This window comes from Nocardia sp. NPDC057440, assembly GCF_042802915.1.
Classification (GTDB): Bacteria; Actinomycetota; Actinomycetes; order Mycobacteriales; family Mycobacteriaceae; genus Nocardia.
On record NZ_JBHVDF010000006.1, the window covers coordinates 263,446 to 285,952 of the forward strand.

Here is a 22,507-nt window from a genome sequence, read left to right on the forward strand (position 1 = left end):
GCATCTCTCACGCACCGCCGCTGAAAGGCTCCCGCCCCGTTGTGAAGCTGGCGGGCACTGCCAGTCCATAGTCCCGAGTCCGGACAATCCCCATGCTCGACCGACCGGCTCGCTCCCCTCGCGGCTCATATCTTCACCAACCCGCGCAGGCGGGCGAGTCGAGCGGGTCCGATGCCGTCTATTTCGCCGAGCTGCCCGATATCGGTGAAGCGGCCATTCTTGGTGCGCCAGGCGATAATTGCGCGGGCTGTCACCGGCCCGACGCCGGGCAACACGTCGAGGTCGGACTCTGTCGCGGCATTGAGATCTATGCGGGCTGTCGGGGACGGTGACGATGCCGAACCCGCGTGCGGCGCCGGGTGGGTAACGGTGCGGCCGGCGCCGATCGTTGTGCTGCCCCATTGCGGCGGCCCAGGACTTGGGCCGGTGGCGCCGACCAGCACCTGATCGCCGTCCTGCAAGCGCTGGGCCAGGTTGAGCCCGCTGAGATCGGCGCCTTCTTTCACACCGCCCGCCGCCGTGATGGCGTCGGCCACTCGAGATCCGTTCGGTATACGCAACAGGCCGCCGTTGTGCACCAGACCGACAACACTGACGACCAGTTCGACGCCCGTGACGCTCTCGGGGCCGTCGGGCGACACCGGCGCTGCACCGGGTGGCGCAGCCACAATCGGAGCCGAACTCAGCTGTGGCGACGGGCGGACAGCGATCGTCGCGTGCACAGCGGGCACCGGTGGAACAGGCTGCGCGACAGGCCGTTCCCGCAACACCACCACCGCCGCCGCGACCACCGCCGTCAGCCCGACCAAGGCCAAAGTCACCACACCCCGCCACCCCGGATCGAACCGCGCACCCCGAAACCGCTCCGGCACGATCCGGTCCCGCCACACCGGGCGGTTCCCTGTCTCCGCCAGCCACCCCGGCACACGGACCTCACCGTCCCCGGCCAGGTCGTGTTCGCCACCGTCCGACCCATCCGACATCACGTCTTTCGACGTCAACCGGTCGTCATCCCACCGCCCGCCACGTATACCCTCGGCCCGACCGATCCGCCCCACCCGCTGCGCCTTTCCTGATCGCTGCACTCCAGCCGGCGACTGTGTCTGCTGTGCCCGCTCGCCGCCTTCCGATCGCCCATGGGCTCCTGACAGCGCGATACCCTCTGGCCGCGCACGGCCATCTGCATGCTCGCTTTCGCCGACCAGCTCCCCCGCACCCGCCACTGCGGCGATCTCTGATCGTTCAGTCGTGGACGATCGCGTATCGCTGCCGGCCCGCGATGGCGGTGTCGGGCCGCGAATCCCGGACCCCGCTGTCCTGCTCGCGCCGACCCTGCTCGTCAGTTCGCTGAGTCGCTGACGGATTCGCCGGCGTTCGTCGTGTCGTGACATGGCGGTGACGGTAGTGCGATTCGAATTCCTGGGATCCGCGTTGAACAGCGGATTCGATGGATTTGTTGATAACCGCGGAGCTGTGGACAACCGCGCTTCGAACGAACCGATACGGGCGGACCGGTCAGTACTATTCAGCGGGTCGCCAGCGCGCCGCACATCCCCCCGGGACTACTGACATCCCGTCACGCCGGCGGCCGGGCGAGTTTGGCGGCCACGGCGTCGAGGACCCACTCCAGGCCGGTCGCGAAGGACGCATCGGCGTCGATATCCGCGCCGTCGTACACGGCCTTGGCCAGCGCCGGGAAGCGGCCCGTGGCCAGCATCCTCCTCAGATGCGGGCCGGAGGCGCGCTGCCAGTCGCGCTCGGACAGGCCCGTGACGCGCTCGGCCCGCAGGTCAGCGATCTCGCGCCTGATCGCGCCGGTGAAGTAGGCGCTGACGGTCTCCACGGCGCGCAGGACGGTGTCGAGGTCGGCGAGGCCGTCGAGGGCGGCCAGCGAGCCCTCGGTCACGGCGAGGGCGTTGGGGCCCAGAGTCGGACGGCCGCCGATCAGGTCGGCCAGCCATTGGTGACGGAGGACGGCCTGCCTGGTGCGGTGGGCGCGGATGCGCAGCACCTCCCGCCAGTCACCGGGCTGCTCCTCGGGAAGGATCTCGGCGTGAACCTCGTCCACCATGAGATCGAACAGCTCCTCCTTGGTGGAGATGTATCCGTACAGCCGCATCGGGCCGACGTCCAGCCGGGCGGCGACCTTGCGCAACGACACCGCCGCCAACCCCCCCTCGTCGGCCAGCGCGATGGCGGCGGCGACGATTCGCTCCCGGTCGAGCGGCGCGGGGCGAGTCGGCGGCTCCGGCCGGTCCCACACAGTCATAGTGACACCGTACTGTTGCGATACATCGTCTTAGAACAATACAGTGTATCGACATGAGTCACCGTATCGCCGTGATCGGGGGCGGCCCCGCCGGCCTCACCTTCGCCCGCGTCCTGCACCGCCACGGTCACCCCGTCACCGTCCTCGAACGCGATCCCGCCCCCGACGCCCGCCCACCGGGCGGCACGCTGGACCTGCACGAAGGGCTGGGCCAGCTCGCGCTGGGCAAGGCGGGGCTGCTGGCGGAGTTCCAGGCGCTGTCCCGTCCCGAGGGGCAGGCCATGCGCATCCTGGACACCGACGGGACTGTCCTGCGCGACTGGCGACCCCGTCCGGACGACCGGGCCAATCCCGAGATCGACCGGGGGCAACTCCGTGACCTGCTGCTCGGCCCCCTCGATGTTCAGTGGGGGCGGGGCGTGACGGAGGTGGTGCCGGGGACCAGGGACGGCGTGCTGGTCCATTTCGCCGACGGGCGTCAGGAGATGTACGACCTCGTGGTCGGCGCGGACGGCGCCTGGTCCCGGGTCCGCCCGACGGTCTCGTCCGCGACGCCGCACTACACCGGCGTCACCTTGGTCGAGACCTCCCTGGACGACGTCGACACCCGCCACCCCGACCTCGCCCGACTGGTCGGCGATGGTTCCATGGGCGTGTACGGCGTGAACCGCGCCTTGGTCGCCCAGCGCAACAGCGGCGGCCACATCAAGGTGTACGCCCAGTTCCGCGCGCCGCTGGACTGGCACACCAACCTGGACCGGCATATGGGCCTGAACCGGCGCCCAGGAACGGACGCGGGCCTGGACCTGGCCGACGTCGAGGCCGTGCGATCAAGCCTGCCTGCCCTGTTCGCCGGCTGGGCCGCTCCCGTCCTCGACCTCCTCCGCCACGGCACCGCCTTCGTCCACCGCCCCCTCTACGTCCTGCCCGTGTCCCACACCTGGACCCACGTCCCCGGGGTGACGCTACTGGGCGACGCCGCCCACCTGATGCCCCCATTGGGAGCGGGCGCGAACCTCGCGATGCTGGAAGGCGCCGAACTCGCCGAGTCCATCGCCGCCCCTTACTCCGGCGATCTGGACGAAGCCGTCCGCGCCTTCGAGGAACAGATGTGGGCACGGGCCGGCAAGTGGGCGCGGATCACGACGACCGGTCTGGACCGCCTCGTGAGCCCGGACCCTACCCAAGCCCTCGCCCTCTTCGACGAAGTCCAGCCATCCTGACCCGCCGAGCGCGAGAGCACCGGCACCAGCAGCTCGCCACGTCGACTGAAGCGCCCCCTCACATCTACTTCTGGCCTGCGATTTCGCATGAAACAAGATCTCTACGGCGGGGGGTTCCTGCGCATCTCGGTCGCCTACCTACGAGAACCGCGTCGACGCCCTCCCGGCTACAGCCGGACCTGGTGAAAGGGAAGGGGAGTTGGCCTGATGGATTTCGACGACGTTCAGCGAACCGCGAATTCGGCGATGGCCGCTTCGGTGACCGGCGCGGCGCAATTCGCACAGGACCGAGGTCTACGTCGGCGGAGGTGTCGGTGACAGATGCCGCGAGGCTGGTGATTCGAGGATTCCTCTCCGGATGGGATGGTCCGAACGACGTCCGGGCCGTCTCAACCGGAGAGGAATCCTGTGCGCCCCGAGTTCGGTTGCGGTGTCGCTGAACTCGGGGTGCGTCGGTGGCATGGCGCCTGAGTGTCGGCGCATGGCATCTACCTCCGTTTCGGTCGGCAGCACGCGCTGCCCGATGGGTCGGTGTCGGATTGCGGTTAGGTGTAGAGCCTCGCGATGAAGGCGTTCATATTGTCCCGGACCCTGTCGACCTTGGTTTCGACGGAAATGAGGTCTTCGCGGTACCGATTGCCGAGCGCGGGCGTTCGCTTGCCGCGCGCATACAGCGAACACGCGAGGTCGGTGCACATATAGGTGCCGACCGAGTTGCCGCGGCGACCGGACTCGCCCGCCTTGTGCGCGGTCATCAACGAAACACCCTTGCTGGTGTGCGTGGTCATGCAGATCGCACACATCTGGGCTCGGCCGAATCCACCGATTTCGTAGCGCAATGCGACACCGATGAGGCGATCAGCTTCCTGCGGGACGACGAGGTAGCCGCGTCCGGGCAGCGATGGATTGCCCCACCCGAGAAAGTCCAGGTCATCCCATGGACGATCGTCCAGGTCTCGAGGCGTGGGCAGCTTCCTGGCGGTGGTTTTGGAACAGTTGACGAACGACGACCTGATGTCGCGTTCGGTGACGGCTTTCATGACGGCATCGACTCCTTCGGTTGATCTGTTGACAAACCGAAGTGACGGTACAGCTGGTCGCAGCATCGAACAACGGAATTTCACGGTCATGGCGACGAAGGGTGGCCGGCGCCATGAGCGGTGCGAATGACGCGACGGGTCAGACCCGGCGCATCACCGAGACCACTTTGCCGAGCACCACGGCCTCGTCACCGTCGATCACCGAGTAGGCGGGGTTGCGTGGCTCCAGATACACGTGGCCGTTGCGGCGGCGATACACCTTGACGGTCGCCTCGCCATCGATCATCGCGGCGACGATCTCACCCGAGTGGGCTTCATGCTGTTTCCGGATCACCACGATGTCACCGTCGCAGATCGCGGCGTCGATCATCGAGTCACCGCGCACTCGCAGACCGAAAACCGTGCCGCGGCCGACGAGTTCGCGCGGCAGCGTCATCATGTCGTCGGTGTGCTCCTCGGCGAGAATGGGGCTGCCCGCGGCGATGTCACCGACGACCGGCACGGCCACCGAGTCGTCCGACGACTCCCGCGGCGCGGCAGCGGCAAGAAACATCCGGACATCGATCGGCCGCGACATCGTTTCGCTGCGGCGCAGGAACCCCTTGTCCTCCAAGCTTTTCAGATGCTTGGACACCGACGAGGAGGAACGCAGCCCCACCGCATCGCCGATCTCCCTAGTGTTGGGCGGATACCCGTGCCGGACAACGCAGTCCCGAATCGTGGTGAGAATCTGCTGCTGTCGCACTGGCAGCGTCGAAGTGTCGAGGTGCTCGAACGCGTCGAGGTGGTCGTATCCGGTCACCTGGGAATCGTAGATGGCACACCAACCCTCACCAGCCGCACACTATGGACCGACCATCGGCGTGTCGCCGACCCCACGACCGAGTTGCCGTCCGCATCCACTCCCCTGCCACGACCTCTGGCCGCGCGGCACCGAACGGGCCGTCACGGCGGGCAGCTCCCGCACTTCGCCGCAGTGACGTCGTTCGTCAATGGTTCGCGTGACGGTGGTCTGTCAGGGCAGGGTTTTGGCGAAGCAGTTGGAGAGAGGGAGGGGTTCGTAGGGGGAGAACAGCGGGATTCGGTGGTAGCCGCTGCGTTCGTAGAAGCGGACCGCTTCGGGCTGGAGGTGGCCGGTTTGCAGGATCAGGCGGGGTTGGCCGAGTTCGCGTGCGGCATCTTCCGCGGCGGCGAGCAGGCGGGCGGCGACGCCGGAGCCGCGGTGGGCGGGGCGCACGAACATGCGCTTCAACTCCAGATCGCCCGCATTCCATCGCACCGCGGCATGCCCGACCGGCTCGCCCGAATAGGCGACGAAGGTCCGGTGCACCGTCGCGGGATCGACCGCTTGCGGGTTGCCGCGCAACCGCCGGGCCAGATAGGCGTACCGGGGGCCGACTTCGGCAGCCATCTCCGCACGAAGGGTAACCGCGTCCTGGTGCTCCCAGTCCGTCGACTCCACAGTCAGCGGCGGACGGGTCGGCGGCCTCGCAGAGCTCGTCATCTCGCGACCCTAACCCGCTCCACCGCCACCGAACCCCTTTGCGATCAAGCAGATTGGTTTACTCGCCGAGGGCCATGGGGTCCGAGCCTGCGCACCAACCGAAGCGGGCGGGTGATTCAGGCACAGCCGCCGGGGACGACCAGGACGCCGACGGCTCCGGGACCGAGGTGGACGCCGAGGGCGGGGCCGAACTCGGCGATAATGAGTTCACGGATGCCGGGGACGAGGTCGCGGAGTTGGGTGGCAACGGTATGGGCCACTTCTTCCGCGCCGAGATGTTGGACGGCAACCGCGGCGCCGTCCTCGCCTGCCGCGTCGACTGCCGCCGCGACCAGTTTGGCGTAGGCCTTGGAGCGAGTGCGGACCTTTTCGCGGAGCTCCAGGCGGCCCTCGACGATCTGCAGCAAGGGTTTGGTGACCAGTTCGCTGCCGAAAAACGCGGCAGCGCTGCTCAATCGGCCGCCACGGCGCAGCTGTTCGGTGCGGTTCACCAAGATGAAGGTGCGTGAGCGGCTCGACGCGGAGACGGCGGTGTCGTAGACGATGTCCAGTGCGGCGCCGCCGCGGGCTCGGCGGGCCGCCGCCAGCACAGGCAGCCCGGTGGCCAGGCCGGCGCCGAGGGAGTCGACCAGACGGACATGGTCGGCGGCGTCCATATCGCGGACCGCCTGCCTGCCTGCCTCCCAGGTCCCCGAGAGCTGGCGCGAAATATGCACCGCGACAACACCGTCACCGCCGCTGCGCTCCAGCGCTTGCTCGTAGACCGCGCGTAGTTCGCCCGGCGAGGCGGCCGAGGTGGTCACGGTGTCGGAGGAATAGTCGATATCGATGGGGTCGACGCCTTCACGGATCGCGCGATCACCCACCAGGACATGCAGCGGTACGACGGCGATGTCCAGCTCGTCGACGAGCTCGGCGGGGAGGCTGGCGGAGGAATCGGTGACGACCACAACGGCCAACTACCGAACCTCCTGCAAGGTCTTCACCATCGCATTGGCCACCGCGGTGTGTCCGGCCCAGCCCCAGTGGATGCCGTCGGGGTTGGCCTCACCGGAGAAGATGTTGTCGCGCACCGCTTCGCCGAGATCGACCAGCGGCACCGAGGTCTCGGCCGACCATTGGCGCAGCGCCTTCACCGCGCGCTCGCGGCCCGAGTGCACGCGACCGTAGGCATCGCAGTTGTGCACCGACGGCAACACCGCGATGATCGGTAGGTCGGGGCGCAAGTGCGACAGCGCTTCCCGCGACTGTTCCAGGTAGTCGACGCTCACTTTCGGCGGCAGCGCCACCGGGCGGCCGAGCTTCGACAGCTTCGGCTGCAGCCAGTTGTAGGCGCCGCGCACCGCGCGGCGAATGGCGGGCGGGCGCACGTAGCGGATCAACTCACGCAACGCGGTCGGCAGCGGCGACGGCAGCGTGTCCATCCCGCCGACCGCGAACACCACCGCACCCGCACGCGGAACCGCGGCCCACACACGAGGATCGCCGATCAGGGCCCAATAGGCATCCCGGCAGGTCCAGCCGATCCGTCCGACCAGCTCGACATCCCAATCGAGTTCGGCGCCGACAAGGTTCGGCCAGATCTGCGGATGATCCGCAGGCAACCCGCCCTTCGGCCCGAAGTAGGACAGCGAGTCCGCGATCACCAGCAACACCGGCCGCGCCGCGGACTGCTTCGCCGCGACCGTCGAGTCCACGCCGGCAACCACAGCGGCATCCGCACCAGCGACCACCGCGTCGACCTCGGCAGCTACAACCGAGTCCGCTCCAGCAGCCACAGATGAATCCGTCTCGACCGCCACGGCGGAGTCCGCCTCGGCCACGGCCGCGCTCTGCCCGGTAGCCGCAGCGGAGGCCACGCCAGCGGCCACAGTGTGCACGGCTGCGGCGGAGCTGCCGGATTCGCTTGCTGTGGTATCGAGTTCGATATCCGAACCCTCGGCAATGGGCGGGGCGGTCCCCGCTACCGCGGCCGCCTCATCGATAGCCGGGGTCAGCGAGCCCGAGTCGGACAGCTGCGCCGCGGCGGCTTCGGAAAGCGCGTCTGCACCCTCATCCGACCTGGCCGCGTCGGCCGCCGATACCGGGTTGGGGGCGGATTTCACTGTGGCGGCGGAAGTCTCTTCACCGGAAGCCGCGGAGTCGGCGGCAGTGGCATCGGCATCGGCCACCGAATCCGCTGTGGGAGTTACGGAATCGGTGGCTCCTGGAGGTTCTCCGGCAGCGGGCGCGACCGCGCCTCCCTCGGATTCGGCTGCACTGGACGCGGACTCGGCTGCTCCAGCCACCGAACCAGCAGCACCAGACGCGGACTCACCAGCACCAGCCACCGAACCAGCAGCACCAGACGCGGATTCGGCTGCACCGTTGGCACCGGACGCGGATTCTGCTGCGGCGGACGCGGTCTCGGATGCGCCGCGCGCGGATTCCTCGGCGTTCGCCTCGGCCACTGGTTCGGGTTCGACCGGCTCGACAGGCTTCTTGACCGGAGGGGGTCCGAACAGTGCGTCGGGGGCAGCCCGTTCGGGCTTGGCCGATACGCGCCGGAACAGTTCATCCGGAACCTGTCGAATCGGTTCTTCAGAGGACATCGGGGGCCACCTTCGCCGCTGCGTTCCACACATCCAGGCGCCAACCGGGTTGATCGATGCTCGGGCCGTGGCTGCTCAGCTGCACCCAGCTGGTATTGGCCAAGCCCCCAAGGGCAGGCCAGTTCCGCGGCGGCAGGTCGAGCAGCGCGGCCGTGAGGGCGGCGATCAGCCCGCCGTGCGCCACCAGGATGATAGTCCGGCCCGGCCAATCCTGCCGGTCGGCGAACAATTCTTGTACTACCGGAAGTGACCGCGCACCGACCTCGAGCTTGCTCTCGCCGCCGGGCGGGGTGTACGTCGCGTCCAATCGCCAGGCCACGCGGGCACCGGGGTAGTCGGCGTCCACGTCGAGGTGGGTCAGGCCCTCCCAGTCACCGAGGTCGGTTTCGCGCAGCCGCACATCCGTGACGACCGGCACCGTGGTGTGTTCGGCCAGCGCCGAGGCGGTGTCGAAGGCGCGCCGCAGATCGGAGGAAACGATGGCGATGGCGTTGCGCGAGACCAACTCACGGGCAGCCTCTTTCGCCTGGCGGCGGCCCAGTTCGGTCAGGTCGGTGTCGATCTGGCCTTGCATCCGATCGGAGGCGTTCCATTCGGTCTGCCCGTGCCGCAACAGGATCAGGGTGCGGACGCCGGCATGTCTGCTCACTCGGAGTCGTCCCCCGCTTCACCGCGCACAGGCTCGCCGTTCACGGATTCACCATTGCTCGCGACCGGCAGCTGCTGCGGTGCGCCGATGCCCTCCACGGGAACCACCGGGCAGTCCTTCCAGAGCCGTTCCAGCGCATAGAAATTGCGCTCGTCGTTGTGCTGGATGTGCACGACCACGTCGACGTAGTCCAGCAGCGCCCAGCGACCCTCGCGGGTGCCCTCGCGCCGGACCGGCTTGTGCCCGGCCTCGCGGAGCTTCTCCTCGATATTGTCGACGATGGCGTTCACCTGCCGCTCGTTCGGCGCGGAGGCGATCACGAAGCAGTCGGTGATCACCAACTGTTCGGAGACGTCGAGCACGACGACGTCGGAAGCGAGCTTCTCGTCGGCCGCACGTGCGGCAACCTGCGCCATCTCCACTGATTCGACAGATGCGCTCATGCCGCAACCTCGCTGTGCTTGCTCACGTTCAGCTACCTTCCGCTCCTGCGGGCACGTAAAGGTGCCGCTTCGATATGTACTGCACAACCCCGTCGGGGACGAGGTACCACACCGGCCGATTCTCGGCCGCGCGGCGACGGCATTCGCTCGACGAGATCGCCAAGGCCGGGATCTCGATCATGGTCACCGCGTCGACCGGCAGGTCGCGCAGATGCTCCGCGAGATGATCGGCATTCAGCTCATACCCCGGTCGACTCACCCCGACGAACTTCGCCAGTTCGAACAGTTCGGCCCAATCCTGCCATGTCAGGATGTTGGACAGAGCATCCGCTCCGGTGATGAAGTACAGCTCGGCGTCCGGATGCTTGCTGCGCATCTCGCGCAGGGTGTCGACGGTGTAGGTGACTTTTCCCCGGTCGATGTCGGCCCTGCTGACCGAGAATCGCGGGTTGGAGGCGGTCGCGATCACCGTCATCAGATAGCGATCCTCGGCCGGGCTGACCTGTTTGTCCGCTTTCTGCCATGGCTGTCCGGTCGGGACGAAGATCACCTCATCGAGGTCGAAACGATTCGCGACCTCGCTGGCGGCGACCAGGTGACCGTGATGGATGGGGTCGAACGTGCCGCCCATCACGCCTAGCTTGCGTCGGCGCCGACCTGTCTCGTGCATGAGTGCCGAGCTTAACGGGTTGCCCCCATGTGACGTCGCCGAGCGTGCGCTGAGCGGGCCGCCCGAGCGGGTGCACCGCGCACCGATTCGCCGTCAACTGCTGACGACTGCCCGCAGATCTGGCTTCAGCACGCCGTCGAGCGCGGACCACGGCACGGTGATGTCGATGTAGCCCATCGCGTGCGACGCGAGCTCGCCGAGATAGATGCGCATTCCCGCGGGGGTCGCGACCCAGCGTTCGTAGTTCTGCACCCTCGGCTCGAGATCTTCCTTGAAATAGAAATTGGTGCCGACCCGCGTCTTCGGCAGCAGTTCCGCCGCCTGTGTCGAGAGCACGTTCAGTCCCTGCTGCAGGTCGGTGAACAGATCGGGCAGGGTGAGCGCCGTCGCGGTGTCGATGTTGGTCACGTGGGTGGCCTTGTAGGTGGCCGGATGGGCGCCGCCGGTGTCGACCTCGATCCCCAGCACACCGCTGAGCACATGGCGGCCGATTCGGGCGACCTCGCTGCGGAACCCGGTGACTTTGATGTCCGGGCCCGCGTCCCGGATGAACTTGTCCGCCTCGGCGCGCATCCCATTGTCGAATTCGGTGCGCGCGTCCCCTTTTCCACCGGCGACCTGTGGCAGGTCGACGCTGTATCCCACGCCCTCCAAGCGCACCGTCGTCGCGGTGAACCCCCAGGTCGTGTCAGGAGCGGGTGACTCGACAGCGGCGGACGTGGTGGACACCGTGGCGGCCGGGCCGGCCTGATCGGCGGATCCACACGCGGTGAGCACGGCAGCCAACGCTGCGGCCACGATGGCGGCGACAGTCTTCTTCATTCGCGGAACCCTCCCAGACGATGCCCGGTACAGCCTAGTTATTCGCGACCGGATCGTCGGCGGACGACTGCCCGCATGTCGCAGCTGCCCTCAGGAGCCGACGACCTCCCGCATACCCGGCCTCAGCACACTGTCCAACTCCGGCCACGGCACCGTGATCTCGATCTTGCCCAACGCGTGCGGCCCGATTTCGCCGAGCACGATCCGCATGCCCTCCGGGGTAGCCAGCCAGTTCTCGTAATTCCGCTCCTCGGGGGCGATGGCCTCCTTACGGTAGTCCGCGCCTGCCCGTGTCTTCGGCACCAGCAGCGCGGCCTGCGCCGACAGCGCCTCCAGGCCCTTGCGTGTGTCGGTGAACAGGGTGGTCAGCGTGATCGGTCGACCGGTGTCCACGTTCGTCACGTGGGTTCCGTAGAAGTTGTTCGGATGCGCGGCGCCCTGCGAGTACACGATCACGACCAGCTCGCCGCTGAGGACACGCGTGCCGATGTGCACCACCGCGCTCTCGCCGCCGGTGAGCGAGGTGCCGGGAACGAGCTGCGCGATCCAGCCGCCCGCCAGCGCGCCCATTCCGTCGTTGAATTCCGCTCGCGCGCCGGGGTTCCCGCCGTTCACCTGCGGTACGTCGATGGTGTAGTTCGGGCCTTCGAGCCGGATGGACGACGGGGTGAAGGCGGCATTCGGGTCGGACTGGGGGGAGGAGAGCACGGTCGAAGGCGTGGTGGGCCCGGTTGACGGTGTGGTCCCGCCCGCCGATGGCGCCGGCGAACCCGCCGCACCGGCCGACGACGGCGCGCCACCCGAGCTCGGAGCGTCACCCGGCCCGCAGGCCGTCAGCACAGCGGTGAGCGCGCCTGCCACGGCGGCTGCGGCAATTTTCTTCATGTGGAAGCTCCCGAATCGACGACGCACCGAGCCCATCCCGGTGTCCATTCTCGACCATGCCGGTATCGCCTAACGATTCCCTTATCAAGGAGTAATGGACCTCAGGAGTCCGGTGCGCCCGTGTCTCCGACTTCGCGCCGCATGTCCGCCAATTGGCTGTGGGTGTGCGCGAGTTCGCTGGTCACCTCGGCCGACGGCGCGGCGCCTGCGCGCTGTTCCAGTTCGGCGAGCAACCCGCCCATCGTCGCCAGCCAGGGTCGCTCGTCGGATTCGCCGCTTCGGCTCCATATCTGCACCCAGGCGGCCGAGCGCAGGCACCGGGCTCGCGGACCCACTCGACCGAGCTCACCCCAGAGCTGAGCGGCATGCAGATACGCCGCCAGCGCCTGGTCGTCCTCATCGCAGTTTTCCAGCGCGGTCGCCGCCGCCCAGACAAGGTCGGCCTGTAGCTCGATGCGTCCGGGGTCATCGTGAACCAAACGCGCGGCTTCGACGAATTGCCGTGCCGCAGCGCGGAATCGGCCGAGCCTGCGTAGGGATTCGGCATACTGCCTGCGCAGCACGGCCATCTCGGCGGCCGGGTAGGGCACCTTGCCCGCGGCAATCGGCTGCTCGAACAAGGCGGCGGCCTCGCCGTGCCGTCCGGCCCGATGGAAGGCGCGCGCCGCGACGAAGGTGAGATGCACGGCGTCGGCGTCGGAAATCCCCTCCCATCGCGCGACGGCGTCGAGTGCCGCGTCGGCCAATTCGGATTCGCGCCCCGGCTGCCCGGACAACACCATGACCAGCTGCGAACTCAGCCGCGCCAGGTGCTCGGCAGGCAATACCGTTGCGCCGATCGACAGTGCCCGCCGCAGATGCCGTTCCGCGACCGCAGGCCGGTCGATCAGCCGGGCCGCGGCCAGACCTGCCAGCCACAGCGCCTCGGCCTCCCGTTCGGCGGCGGCGGCGACCCGCTCTGTTGCGGTGACCGCGCGCTGGGGGCGAGCTGGGCGCGGCAAGGTGTGGCGCAGACCGAGAGGAAGGCGCTCGAGCAGCGGTTGTTGTGCCAGTCGCGTCGCGACGCGGGCACTGACAACGGTGCTGTCGTTGCGGGCGTCGAAGCGGTCCGACAGCGCACCGATCTCGATATCGAGGTTCGCGCGCACCGAATACACCGTTCCGACGCCGAGGCAGAGATCACCGAGGCCGAGTGCTTCGAGTCTGCGCAGCAGCACCGACACTCCCGTCGTGAACGACAGCCGGGCGGCGGCGTCGGAGCCCTGATCGGTCAGCCACGCGGCGTGCGCGGCGAGGATGTCGAGGCCGCGCGCTTCGTTGCCGGTGAGGGCACAGAACTCGATGTGTTCGGCGACGGCGTGCCGGAGGTCGGGACTGTGCCGGACCAGTGGATACCCGGTCAAGTGCGCATTGCGCGCTTGCACGGTGCGGCCGGTGCGCACCAGCGGAAGCAACGCGTGCGCGAGCACCCGTTGTGGCTGCTCCGCGCAGCTGCGCTCACCGTCGAGAACCGGCCGCCACTGAGCGAGTGCGCCCTCGTCGTCACCGGCCCGCGCGCAATCGACGCCCCATCCGCTGCGTTCGCACGCTTCGCAGTCGGACATGCCGTCGCGCGGCGCGGCCATCGCGGCGTCGAGCAGACGGGCGGCCTGCTCGTGCTCGCCCAGTTCCCGAGCCAGATCCGAGCGCAGCGCGAACACCGGACGGGCACTGTATCCCTGCTGGCGATAACGGTTTTCGAGCTCGTCGAGCCACCGATAGGTCGTCGGAAGCGGGACCGCGGGGTTTCCGATCAATCCCGACGTCATCCACTTCAGATACCAGTGCACCGACGGCGCGATGGCGCCGAGTTCGGCAGGAAAGTCATCGTGGATCCGCAACAACCTGGCGTAGGCGACCGGAGCCAGATCCCATTCGCCCCCTTGCGCGTACGCCTTGGCCAACTCCAGCAGCACCGCCCCCTCCAGGGCCCGGTCCGGCCCTGCCTTCGCGGCCGCGGCGAGCGTCTCCAATCGCTGCGCTCGCCCGCGCCCCTCCGGCAGCGAACAACTGTGCGCCAATGCGCTTCGGATCTCTGTCGCGTCCATCTCACGCCTCCCCTACCTGTCTGACATCACCCACACGACACCGCGACCTCACCCCGCCGCAGCACCCCCACCGACCGAGCGTTGAGTCGCAGAATCGACGACCGCGCCCTTGGTCACCCGGATCATGCGATGCCGACGAGCGAACTCCGTCAGCGCCACGCGTCCATCGGTGGTTTCGAACAACAAGTGCGGCAGCATGATCCGCGGCATGTCGGGAGAATGCCGAGCCATGGCCTTCACACCGAGCGCGTGCACGGAAAGGAAGGCGCGCGGCCGCCCGGGCTCAGGGTCCAGCAGCTGCCGGGCGGTGACGGCGTCGACCGCGTTCTGCAACAGGTCGCGGGCATACGCCCCCGGACTCGAATACAGATGATGCGAGAGCAGATCGACGACTCCCCGCAGATCCACCTGGAACGCATCGCTGTGGTCCGCGGCCTCGCCGCCCACCGAACCGGCGCTGTCCGGCGTTGGGTTCACCATGGCGACCGATAGTGCTGCTACCCGCCAATGGTCGGCTTAACGAAAGCTTGACAACTTTCAGACGGTGGGGCGTTTCGACTTCGGCAGTTTGCTCACGACGGCGTCATAGGACTGGTCCACGAGTTCGGTGAGCTCGTCGCCGGGAATCGCGCCGCCGAGCGCGACAGTGTTCCAGCCATACCTGCCGATGTAGGCGGAGGCCGCCACGTCCTGCGGGTAGACCCGGATCAGCTCGTCGGCTTCCTCCCGGTTGCGGCCGCATTTGAGCCCGACCGAGGTCGAGCCGAGGAACGCGAAGATCTTGTCGCCGACCTTGGCGACGATATCGCCCTCCCACGGTTCGTCCTGCCAGGCACCGGGTTTCGCCAGGCAGTACGCCAGCAGTTTCGTCTCATCCATGTCGGCCCCTCACACCGGCAGCAGCCGAGACACCACCGCGGTCAGCTGGCTGGCCGAGCGGCATTCGTGCATCTCGATCACCTGCTGGTACTTGTCGGCGGCGGAATCGCCGGAACCCCAGTTGGTTCGCATCTCCGGATTGAGCCAGTGCGCGTGCTTGGCGGTGCGCACCAGCGACCGCAACGTATCCAGTTCGGGGTCACGGTAATTGGTGCGCGCGTCGCCGAGGATCAGTAGTGAGCTGCGGGCAGTGACGGCATCGGGGAAGTCTCTGACGAACCCGGCCAGCGCGTTGCCGTAGTCGGAGTGCCCGTCCATGCCGACGACAGCCGCCTCGGTGAAGATCCGGGCCATCGCAGTGTCGAGCTGCGTGCGCGGATCGAAGAATCCGGTGACCTCGTCGGTCTGGTCGACGAACGCGAAAATCCTGACCCGCGAGAATTGTTCGCGCAGCGCGTTGACCAGCAGCAAGGTGAAGTTGCTGAAGCCCGCCACCGAGCCGGACACGTCACACAGCAGGACCAGCTCGGGACGGCCCGGCCGCGGCTTGCGATTCACCAGGTCGATGGGCACACCACCGGTCGACATCGACTTACGCAGGGTTTTGCGCAGATCGATCTCGCCGCGACGGGAATGCCTGCGTCGCACCGCGAGTCGAGACGCCAGGATGCGCGCCAGTCTTTGGGTGCTGCGCCGCATCTCGATCAGCTCGGATTCCGACGCCCGCAGGAAATCGACGTCCTCGGATTGCCGCGAGACGGCGTAGCTCGCGACGCGCTCACGGCCGATCCGCTCGGCCACCCGCCGCCGGGTCTCCGCTTCCACCGACGCGCGGAACCCGTCGATGCGCCCGCGAGCGGCCCGCCTGGCGATCTCGGTGTCGAACGCACTGGTGTCCGGGCCGGCCGCCAGACCGGCCAGGATCTTGGCGAGCAAGGTTTGCGGCTGAACGTCCTTCAATGCCTTGTAGGCCGAAAACGACGACCCACTCGCGGACTGATACTGACCGAGCTGCTCGACCAGCTGGGCGGCAAGCGCCTCCAGCTGCGCCTCGGCCGATTCCAGGGCCAGCAGTTCCGCGAGCAATTCCCGCAGGGCTTCGATGTCGACCTCACCCGAGGGCGTCTTGGGAATCTCGACCTCATCGTCTACGGCCGTGCGCTCACCCACCGCGATCGGAAACCACAGGTCGAACAGCCCGTCGAAGGTCGTGCGATGCGTGGTGCGGCGCAGCAACGCACACGCCAGCCCCTCGCGCAGCACCTCACGGTCCATCAGGTCGAGCACGGTCACCACCCGGCCCGCGTCCACAGTCTCCGAGGGACCCACCGGAATTCCGCGTGTCCGCAGTGCCTCGACGAATCCGACCAGGTGCCCGGGCAACCCGTGCGGCGCATCCATCAGCTCGGCGTCCGCAGGGATCGATCCCGTCGACATGGCTCAGGCCAGCTTCAGCTCGGCGACCGCACGCTGGTGGTCGGCCTGATGCTTGAGCACGACGCCGAGCGTGGCGCGCACCGTCTTGTCGTCCAAGTCGTTGAGCCCGAGCGCGAGCAGCGTGCGACCCCAGTCGATCGATTCGGCGACCGAGGGCAGCTTTTTGAGCTGCATGCCGCGCAGCACGTGCACGATTCGCACCAGCTGGGCGGCGACCGCGCTGGACAGCTCCGGCACCCGGCTGGCCAGGATGCGGCGCTCCAGTTCTTCGTCCGGGAAGTCCAGGTGCAGGTAGAGGCAGCGGCGCTTGAGCGCCTCGGACAGCTCGCGGGTGGCGTTGGAGGTCAGCACCACGAACGGTTTGCGCTCGGCGGTAATGGTCCCCAATTCCGGGACGGTGACCGCGAAATCGCTGAGCACCTCGAGCAGCAGACCCTCGATCTCGACGTCGGCCTTGTCGGTCTCGTCGATCAGCAGCACCGTCGGTTCGGTGCGCCGGATCGCGGTCAGCAGCGGCCGGGTGAGCAGGAACTCCTCGGTGAAGACGTCGGCTTTCGTTTCTTCCCAGTCGTTTTCGCTGGAGGCCTGGATGCGCAGGATCTGCTTGGCGTGGTTCCACTCGTACAGTGCGCGGGCCTCGTCGACACCCTCATAGCACTGCAGGCGCACCAATTCGGCGCCTGCGGTCTGCGCGACCGCCCTGGCCAGCTCGGTCTTTCCGACACCGGCAGGACCCTCGATCAACAGCGGCTTGCCGAGCCGGTCGGCCAGGAACACCGAAGTGGCGGTGGCCTTGTCGGCCAGATAGCCGGTGGTCGCGAGCCGTTCGATCACATCGTCGACCGACGTGAAAATCGGCTGCTGCGGTGCTTCCGCCACGGTTGTCCTTCCTCGGGTGAGCGGAACGAGCCGCCGCACTCCTTATCCATCCAGAGCTCTAAACCGGCCGGATCTGGCCGTCGCCCCACACGATCCACTTGGTGGAGGTCAGTTCCGGCAACGCCATCGGGCCTCGGGCGTGCAGCTTCTGGGTGGAGATGCCGATCTCCGCGCCGAAGCCGAACTGCTCGCCGTCGGTGAACGCGGTGGACGCGTTCACCATGACCGCGGCAGCGTCGACCCGGCTGGTGAACTCGCGTGCCGCGGCGACCTCGCCGGTGACGATGGCTTCGGTGTGGCCGGTGCCCCAGGTGTTGATGTGCTCGACGGCCGCGTCCAGGTCGTCGACCACCTTCAGCGCGATATCGAGGGTCAGGTACTCCTCGCCCCAGTCCTTCTCGTCGGCGGGCACCAGACCGGGCAGGTCACCGTGGACGGTGACGCCGTGCCGTTCCAGCGCCTCGATCAGGCGCGGCACCGCGGTGGTCGCGATCGCGTCATCGATGAGCACCGTCTCGATGGCGTTGCACACGCTCGGGCGGCGGGTCTTGCCGTTGATCAGGATGTTCTCGGCCATCTCGAGGTCGGCGGCGGAGTGCACGTAGAGGTGGCAGTTGCCGGTGCCGGTCTCGATGGTCGGCACCGTCGCGTCGCGGACCACGGCATTGATCAGACCGGCGCCGCCGCGTGGGATCACCACATCGACCAGGCCGCGCGCCTGGATCAGGTGAGTCACGCTGGAGCGGTCCGCGCTGGGCAGCAGCTGCACGGCGTCTTCCGGAATGCCTTGCGTGGCAAGCGCTTCCCGCAGCACCGCGACCAGGGCGCTGTTCGAATGCGCCGCCGAGGACGAGCCGCGCAGCAACACGGCATTGCCGGACTTCAGCGCCAGCCCGAACGCGTCGACGGTGACATTCGGCCGCGCCTCGTACACCATGCCGACCACGCCGAGCGGCACCCGCACCTGGCGGATCTCCAGCCCGTTGGGCAGCGTCGAACCACGCACCACTGTCCCGACCGGATCCGGCAGCCCGGCGACCTGCCGCAGCCCGGAGGCGATGCCGTCGATCCTGGCCTTGGTCAGCCGCAGCCGGTCCAGCAGCGACTCCTCCACGCCCGAAGACTTCGCGACCAGCAGATCTTCGAGATTGGCGTCGAGCACCGTGCCCGCGGTGGCGAGCAGCGCATCGGCCGCGGCATGCAGCGCGGCGTCCTTCTGCGCGGTGGTCAGTCGAGCCAGCGCACGGGAGGCGACGCGAGCCCTGCGCGCGGCCTCGTGCACCACTTCGCGGGTATCCTGCTCGGTCGTCGTGCCTGACGTCATGGGTACAGCCTACGCACCCGGTTTTGCACCGGTTTCACCCACTCGAGGCCCCGATAAGCTGCGCAGCCACTCGTTCGGGGGCAAGACAAACCCGCGGGTAGCGCGGGAACGGCAACGCTGTGCTCACCAGGGAGCACCCGGCTGACGCCCGCGCACCCGCCGGATCGTGCCGAGCGCGCGCCGCACCCCGCGGGCTGGGACTACCGTCGCGCGTATGACCGCCGACCCGAGCAAGCCCGCCATCGTCGTGCTTGGCAGCATCAATATGGACCTCGTCACCACCACCGAGCAGCGCCCCGCTCCGGGGGAAACCGTGCTCGGCACCGGTTTCGCCATGGTGCCCGGCGGGAAGGGCGCCAATCAGGCGATCGCGGCCCAGCGAGCAGGCGGGGCCGTCGAGTTCCTCGGCGCGGTAGGTGACGACGTCTTCGCCGGTGCGCTACGGGGCGTGCTGAAGGATTCGGGCGTCGGCACCGAGCGATTGCGCACCGTCGCCGGTCCGAGCGGAATCGCCGCGATCGTGGTCGATGCGCGCGGCGAGAACAGCATCGTCGTGGTCGGCGGGGCCAATGCCGCCATGACGGCACTCACCGACGCGGATCTGGCCGCGATCGCGGCGGCCGATATTCTGCTGTGCCAGTTGGAGATCCCGGTCGACACCGTGGCGGCCGCGGTCATGCATGCCAGCGCGAACGGGACCGTTGTGTTGCTGAATCCTTCCCCGGCACAACATCTGATGGCCGACCTGTGGGCACATGTCGATGTGGCGGTGGTGAATTCGGGCGAGGCCAAACATCTCGGCTCCGATCTCGAGCCCGTCGCGCATCTGGTGGTCACCCACGGTGCGGACGGCGCCACCTACCGCGGCCCCAACGGCAGGGAGCTGTCACAGCCGAGCCCGCGGGTCGAGGCGATCGATACCACCGGCGCGGGCGACACCTTCACCGGCGCGCTCGCCGCCGCCTGGCACCGCGGCCCCGAAGCGGCACTGGCATGGGCCAGCACAGCCGGTGCGCTGGCAACGACCACACTCGGCGCGAGTTCATCGATACCGACACGAGAACGCATCGAGGCAGCGCTCCCGCCGTGGTAGCGCACCAGGCTGCCCGATATCGAACACGCGGCCGCCGAGTCTGCTCCGACCGCGACCGTCGCCGACTATCGTTGCGGTTCATGCCAACCATGCCGGAACGCATACCCGCCGACGGCGACGTGGAGGCCGTCATCGGCAGGCTGGATGCCGATATGGTCGTGCTGTCCTTCGTGGACAACGCCGGTGTCACCCGAGTCAAGGCGGTGCCGAAATCCCGGCTCGCGCATGCGGCGCGGTATGGCGTCGGGGTGTCGCCGTGCTTCGAGACGTTCGCGTTCGACGATCTCATGGCCGTCGGGCGGTATCTCGGCGGCCCGGACGGCGATCTGCGTCTGGTTCCGGATTTGTCGAGGCTCACCGAGCTTGCCTGCCAGACCGGCTGGGCCTGGGCACCTGCCGACAAGTTCACCCAGGATGGCATGCGTTTCACCGCTTGCCAGCGTGCCTTTGCGGCGCGGCAGACCGAGGCGGCACAACGGGTGGGTATGCGGTTGTCGATGGCCTTCGAAACCGAGTGGTCGGTCGGACGGGACGATCCCGACGGCCACGGTTTCACTCCCGCGGCGCCCGGCCCTGCCTACGGCATCATTCGGTTCGGCCGGGTCGGCGACTACGCAAGAGACCTGGTCACCGCGCTGCAGCGGCAAGGGATCTCGGTCGAGCAGTTCCATCCCGAATATGCGCTGTCACAACTGGAATTATCGGTCGAGGCGACGGATCCGGTCGCGGCCGCCGACGACGCGGTGCTGGTCCGGCACACCATCAGGCAGGTCAGCCTGCAACACGGTTGGCGTGCGCTACTCGCGCCCTGCATCGAACCGGACGGTGCGGGTTCCGGTGCCCACCTCCATCTTTCGGCACACGACGAGGACGGTTCGCTGTTCGTCGGCGGCCATGGACCCTACGGTATGCGCGGCGCGGGCGAATCGTTCCTGGCCGGTGTGCTGCGTGAACTGCCCGCCCTGGTCGCCGTCGGCGCGGGCAATCCGGCGAGCTTCCTGCGTCTGGAGCCGTCCCGGTGGGCCGGGGTGTGGCAATGCTGGGGCCGCGAGACACGGGAGGCGGCGCTGCGCTACGTCACCGGTGTGCGCGGCACCGAACCGTGGGCGGCCAACGCCGAGGTCAAATGCTTCGACGCGACCGGAAACCCCTATCTGATCGTCGGCTCGGTCATCGCCGCCGGGCTCGCCGGCATCGCCGACGAACTCCGGCTGCCCACCGAAATCACCGGCGACCCAGCGACATTCGATGCCGACGCACTGATGATCTCCGGTGTGCACCGACTGCCGACCGCGCCGTCGGAGGCCGCGGATCGACTTGCGGAATCGGCCGTGCTCGCCGAGGCCATGGGGCCCGAACTGCACGACGCGCTTCTCACCGTGCGCCGCGCCGAGGCCGAGCGCTATCGAGACACCCCCGCGGCAGAGCTGGTCGAGCTCACGCGCTGGCGGTTCTAGCGGTGCTCACCGACGGCGTCCCGCTCACCGACCACCATTGCCACGGTGTGGTCACCGCTGACCTGGACCTGCCGCACTTCGAGGAGTTGCTCGGCGAGGGGCGGCGCGGAACGTTCGAGTCATCGATCGGACTCGCGGTGCGGCGCTGGTGCGCGCCCGTCCTCGACCTGCCGCCGCACACTGAACCGGACGACTATCTGACCCGTCGCGCCGAACTGGGCTGGCGCGAGGTCTCGGCGCGCTTATTGCGTGCCGCAGGCACGACTCGATGGTTCCTCGACACCGGTTTCGGGTCCGACGACCTGGCGGCCTTTGCCGAGCTCGCGGCGGGCGAGGTCGGCGAGGTCGTGCGCCTCGAGCAGGTCGCCGAACAGGTGATCGCCGAGATCGGCACGCCGACAACATTATTCGAGCATGTCGAAGCCGCGCTGCGGGAGCGAGCCCGGCACGCTGTGGGCTTCAAGACGATCGTCGCCTATCGGTGCGGGTTGGATTTTCCACTCGTGCACACGGACCCGACTACGGTCGCGTCCGAGCAACGCCTCACTGATCCGGAGACACTGGGCCGCCTTATCGGACTCGGCGCGCGCCTCGGCGCCGAGCTGGGTCTCCCGCTGCAGTTCCACACCGGATTCGGCGACACCGACCTGCGCGCGGCACGCGCCGATCCCCTGTTGCTCACCGATTTCCTGCGTTCGACCGCGGATACCGGGCTCACCGTCGTGCTCTTGCACTGCTGGCCCTTCCACCGCAACGCCGCGTATCTCGCGCATGCGTATCCGCATGTGCTGATGGATCTCGGACTGGCGATTCCCTATGTGGGACATCGCTCTTCGGCCGTGCTGGCCGAGACGCTCGAGCTCGCGCCGTTCCGATCGCTGTGCTACTCCTCCGACGGCTACGGACTGCCTGAACTGCACTATCTCGGTGCGAAACTCTGGCGTCGCGGTCTCGGCCTGCTGCTCGACGAATGGCTGGCCGCGGACGTGATCACCGTCGCCGATGCCGAACGGCTGGTCGCCGCCGTCGCGCACGGCAATGCGAAGCACCGCTACCCGCCAATCCCGCGTCACAGACCGACGTCGAGCAGTCATTCTGGATGAATTCGGCAAATACCGGCAGTACTTCACGAACATCGGCGACACCGCCGACGATGGCGCGCCGAGGCCGGGCCAGGAAATAATGTGGCCTCGCGGCCGACTTCATGGAGCCTGACGGCGGATAATGGAATGCGAGGTCGGCGCAACGACCTCTA

General features: G+C 68.0%; 22 protein-coding genes and 1 pseudogene. 4 read left to right on the forward strand and 19 right to left on the reverse strand.

Translation table 11 applies throughout. The annotated features are described in order from the left end of the window. Window positions 1–125: 125 nt before the first annotated feature. Together ACFU4Z_RS14675 and ACFU4Z_RS14680 are read right to left on the reverse strand one after the other, a co-directional pair. Window positions 126–1,001, reverse strand: coding sequence for a helix-hairpin-helix domain-containing protein (locus ACFU4Z_RS14675; protein WP_379062950.1), 876 nt, complete (start codon window positions 999–1,001; stop codon window positions 126–128). A 575-nt stretch (window positions 1,002–1,576) separates the two neighbouring features. Further along, a complete protein-coding gene (locus ACFU4Z_RS14680) occupies window positions 1,577–2,269 on the reverse strand; it encodes a TetR/AcrR family transcriptional regulator (RefSeq protein ID WP_379062952.1) in 693 nt (230 codons plus the stop codon). A gap of 53 nt (window positions 2,270–2,322) precedes the next feature. Between ACFU4Z_RS14680 and ACFU4Z_RS14685 the strand changes: the two genes are divergently transcribed. Then, window positions 2,323–3,492 carry an FAD-dependent oxidoreductase gene (locus ACFU4Z_RS14685; RefSeq protein ID WP_379062954.1) on the forward strand — a complete coding sequence of 390 codons (1,170 nt, stop codon included), beginning with the start codon at window positions 2,323–2,325 and terminating at the stop codon, window positions 3,490–3,492. A gap of 545 nt (window positions 3,493–4,037) precedes the next feature. Here ACFU4Z_RS14685 and ACFU4Z_RS14690 read toward each other — a convergent pair. The 17 genes and pseudogenes from ACFU4Z_RS14690 to ACFU4Z_RS14770 form a co-directional block, all read right to left on the reverse strand. Next, window positions 4,038–4,532 (reverse strand): FBP domain-containing protein, encoded by a 495-nt coding sequence (locus ACFU4Z_RS14690; protein ID WP_379062955.1) that lies wholly within the window; start codon window positions 4,530–4,532, stop codon window positions 4,038–4,040. Window positions 4,533–4,671: 139 nt separating this feature from the next. Next, a complete protein-coding gene (gene lexA / locus ACFU4Z_RS14695) occupies window positions 4,672–5,334 on the reverse strand; it encodes a transcriptional repressor LexA (protein ID WP_379062957.1) in 663 nt (220 codons plus the stop codon). Window positions 5,335–5,547: 213 nt separating this feature from the next. Continuing rightward, a complete protein-coding gene (locus ACFU4Z_RS14700) occupies window positions 5,548–6,036 on the reverse strand; it encodes a GNAT family N-acetyltransferase (protein ID WP_379062959.1) in 489 nt (162 codons plus the stop codon). 116 nt (window positions 6,037–6,152) lie between these two features. Beyond that, the gene (locus ACFU4Z_RS14705; protein ID WP_379062961.1) at window positions 6,153–6,995 is read right to left on the reverse strand and encodes a DegV family protein; all 843 of its coding nucleotides are present in this window, start codon (window positions 6,993–6,995) and stop codon (window positions 6,153–6,155) included. Continuing rightward, the gene (octT, locus tag ACFU4Z_RS14710) at window positions 6,996–7,733 is read right to left on the reverse strand and encodes a diglucosylglycerate octanoyltransferase (RefSeq protein WP_379063472.1); all 738 of its coding nucleotides are present in this window, start codon (window positions 7,731–7,733) and stop codon (window positions 6,996–6,998) included. It lies immediately after the preceding gene. A 491-nt stretch (window positions 7,734–8,224) separates the two neighbouring features. Next, window positions 8,225–8,410: a hypothetical protein gene (locus tag ACFU4Z_RS14715; protein WP_379062963.1), complete on the reverse strand. Its 186-nt coding sequence runs from the start codon at window positions 8,408–8,410 to the stop codon at window positions 8,225–8,227. Between the two features lie 206 nt (window positions 8,411–8,616). Continuing rightward, window positions 8,617–9,276: a histidine phosphatase family protein gene (locus ACFU4Z_RS14720; protein WP_379062965.1), complete on the reverse strand. Its 660-nt coding sequence runs from the start codon at window positions 9,274–9,276 to the stop codon at window positions 8,617–8,619. Beyond that, window positions 9,273–9,719: a ribosome silencing factor gene (gene rsfS / locus ACFU4Z_RS14725; RefSeq protein ID WP_366528293.1), complete on the reverse strand. Its 447-nt coding sequence runs from the start codon at window positions 9,717–9,719 to the stop codon at window positions 9,273–9,275. The genes ACFU4Z_RS14720 and rsfS overlap by 4 nt, the downstream gene beginning before the upstream one ends. A gap of 28 nt (window positions 9,720–9,747) precedes the next feature. Continuing rightward, window positions 9,748–10,389, reverse strand: coding sequence for a nicotinate-nucleotide adenylyltransferase (gene nadD, locus ACFU4Z_RS14730; RefSeq protein ID WP_228002288.1), 642 nt, complete (start codon window positions 10,387–10,389; stop codon window positions 9,748–9,750). 93 nt (window positions 10,390–10,482) lie between these two features. After that, window positions 10,483–11,211, reverse strand: coding sequence for an RsiV family protein (locus ACFU4Z_RS14735; protein ID WP_379062968.1), 729 nt, complete (start codon window positions 11,209–11,211; stop codon window positions 10,483–10,485). Window positions 11,212–11,301: 90 nt separating this feature from the next. After that, window positions 11,302–12,096 carry an RsiV family protein gene (locus ACFU4Z_RS14740; RefSeq protein WP_379062970.1) on the reverse strand — a complete coding sequence of 265 codons (795 nt, stop codon included), beginning with the start codon at window positions 12,094–12,096 and terminating at the stop codon, window positions 11,302–11,304. 101 nt (window positions 12,097–12,197) lie between these two features. Continuing rightward, window positions 12,198–14,183: a tetratricopeptide repeat protein gene (locus tag ACFU4Z_RS14745; protein WP_379062972.1), complete on the reverse strand. Its 1,986-nt coding sequence runs from the start codon at window positions 14,181–14,183 to the stop codon at window positions 12,198–12,200. A 300-nt stretch (window positions 14,184–14,483) separates the two neighbouring features. Further along, a pseudogene (locus ACFU4Z_RS14750) lies at window positions 14,484–14,663 on the reverse strand (hypothetical protein); the annotation flags it as partial. A gap of 57 nt (window positions 14,664–14,720) precedes the next feature. Continuing rightward, window positions 14,721–15,062: an MmcQ/YjbR family DNA-binding protein gene (locus ACFU4Z_RS14755; protein ID WP_379062974.1), complete on the reverse strand. Its 342-nt coding sequence runs from the start codon at window positions 15,060–15,062 to the stop codon at window positions 14,721–14,723. Between the two features lie 9 nt (window positions 15,063–15,071). Beyond that, window positions 15,072–16,499: a VWA domain-containing protein gene (locus ACFU4Z_RS14760; RefSeq protein WP_379062976.1), complete on the reverse strand. Its 1,428-nt coding sequence runs from the start codon at window positions 16,497–16,499 to the stop codon at window positions 15,072–15,074. A gap of 3 nt (window positions 16,500–16,502) precedes the next feature. Beyond that, window positions 16,503–17,378: an AAA family ATPase gene (locus ACFU4Z_RS14765; protein WP_379062978.1), complete on the reverse strand. Its 876-nt coding sequence runs from the start codon at window positions 17,376–17,378 to the stop codon at window positions 16,503–16,505. Window positions 17,379–17,436: 58 nt separating this feature from the next. Further along, window positions 17,437–18,702: a glutamate-5-semialdehyde dehydrogenase gene (locus ACFU4Z_RS14770; protein WP_379062980.1), complete on the reverse strand. Its 1,266-nt coding sequence runs from the start codon at window positions 18,700–18,702 to the stop codon at window positions 17,437–17,439. Between the two features lie 214 nt (window positions 18,703–18,916). On the opposite strand from ACFU4Z_RS14770, the gene ACFU4Z_RS14775 reads away from it, so the two are divergent. From ACFU4Z_RS14775 to ACFU4Z_RS14785, 3 genes are all read left to right on the forward strand, one after another. After that, a complete protein-coding gene (locus tag ACFU4Z_RS14775) occupies window positions 18,917–19,795 on the forward strand; it encodes a ribokinase (protein WP_379062982.1) in 879 nt (292 codons plus the stop codon). A gap of 80 nt (window positions 19,796–19,875) precedes the next feature. After that, on the forward strand, window positions 19,876–21,252 hold the full coding sequence (locus ACFU4Z_RS14780) for a glutamine synthetase (RefSeq protein WP_379062984.1): 1,377 nt from the start codon (window positions 19,876–19,878) through the stop codon (window positions 21,250–21,252). A gap of 2 nt (window positions 21,253–21,254) precedes the next feature. Beyond that, window positions 21,255–22,355, forward strand: coding sequence for an amidohydrolase family protein (locus ACFU4Z_RS14785; protein ID WP_379062986.1), 1,101 nt, complete (start codon window positions 21,255–21,257; stop codon window positions 22,353–22,355). The last annotated feature ends 152 nt before the right edge of the window (window positions 22,356–22,507 follow it).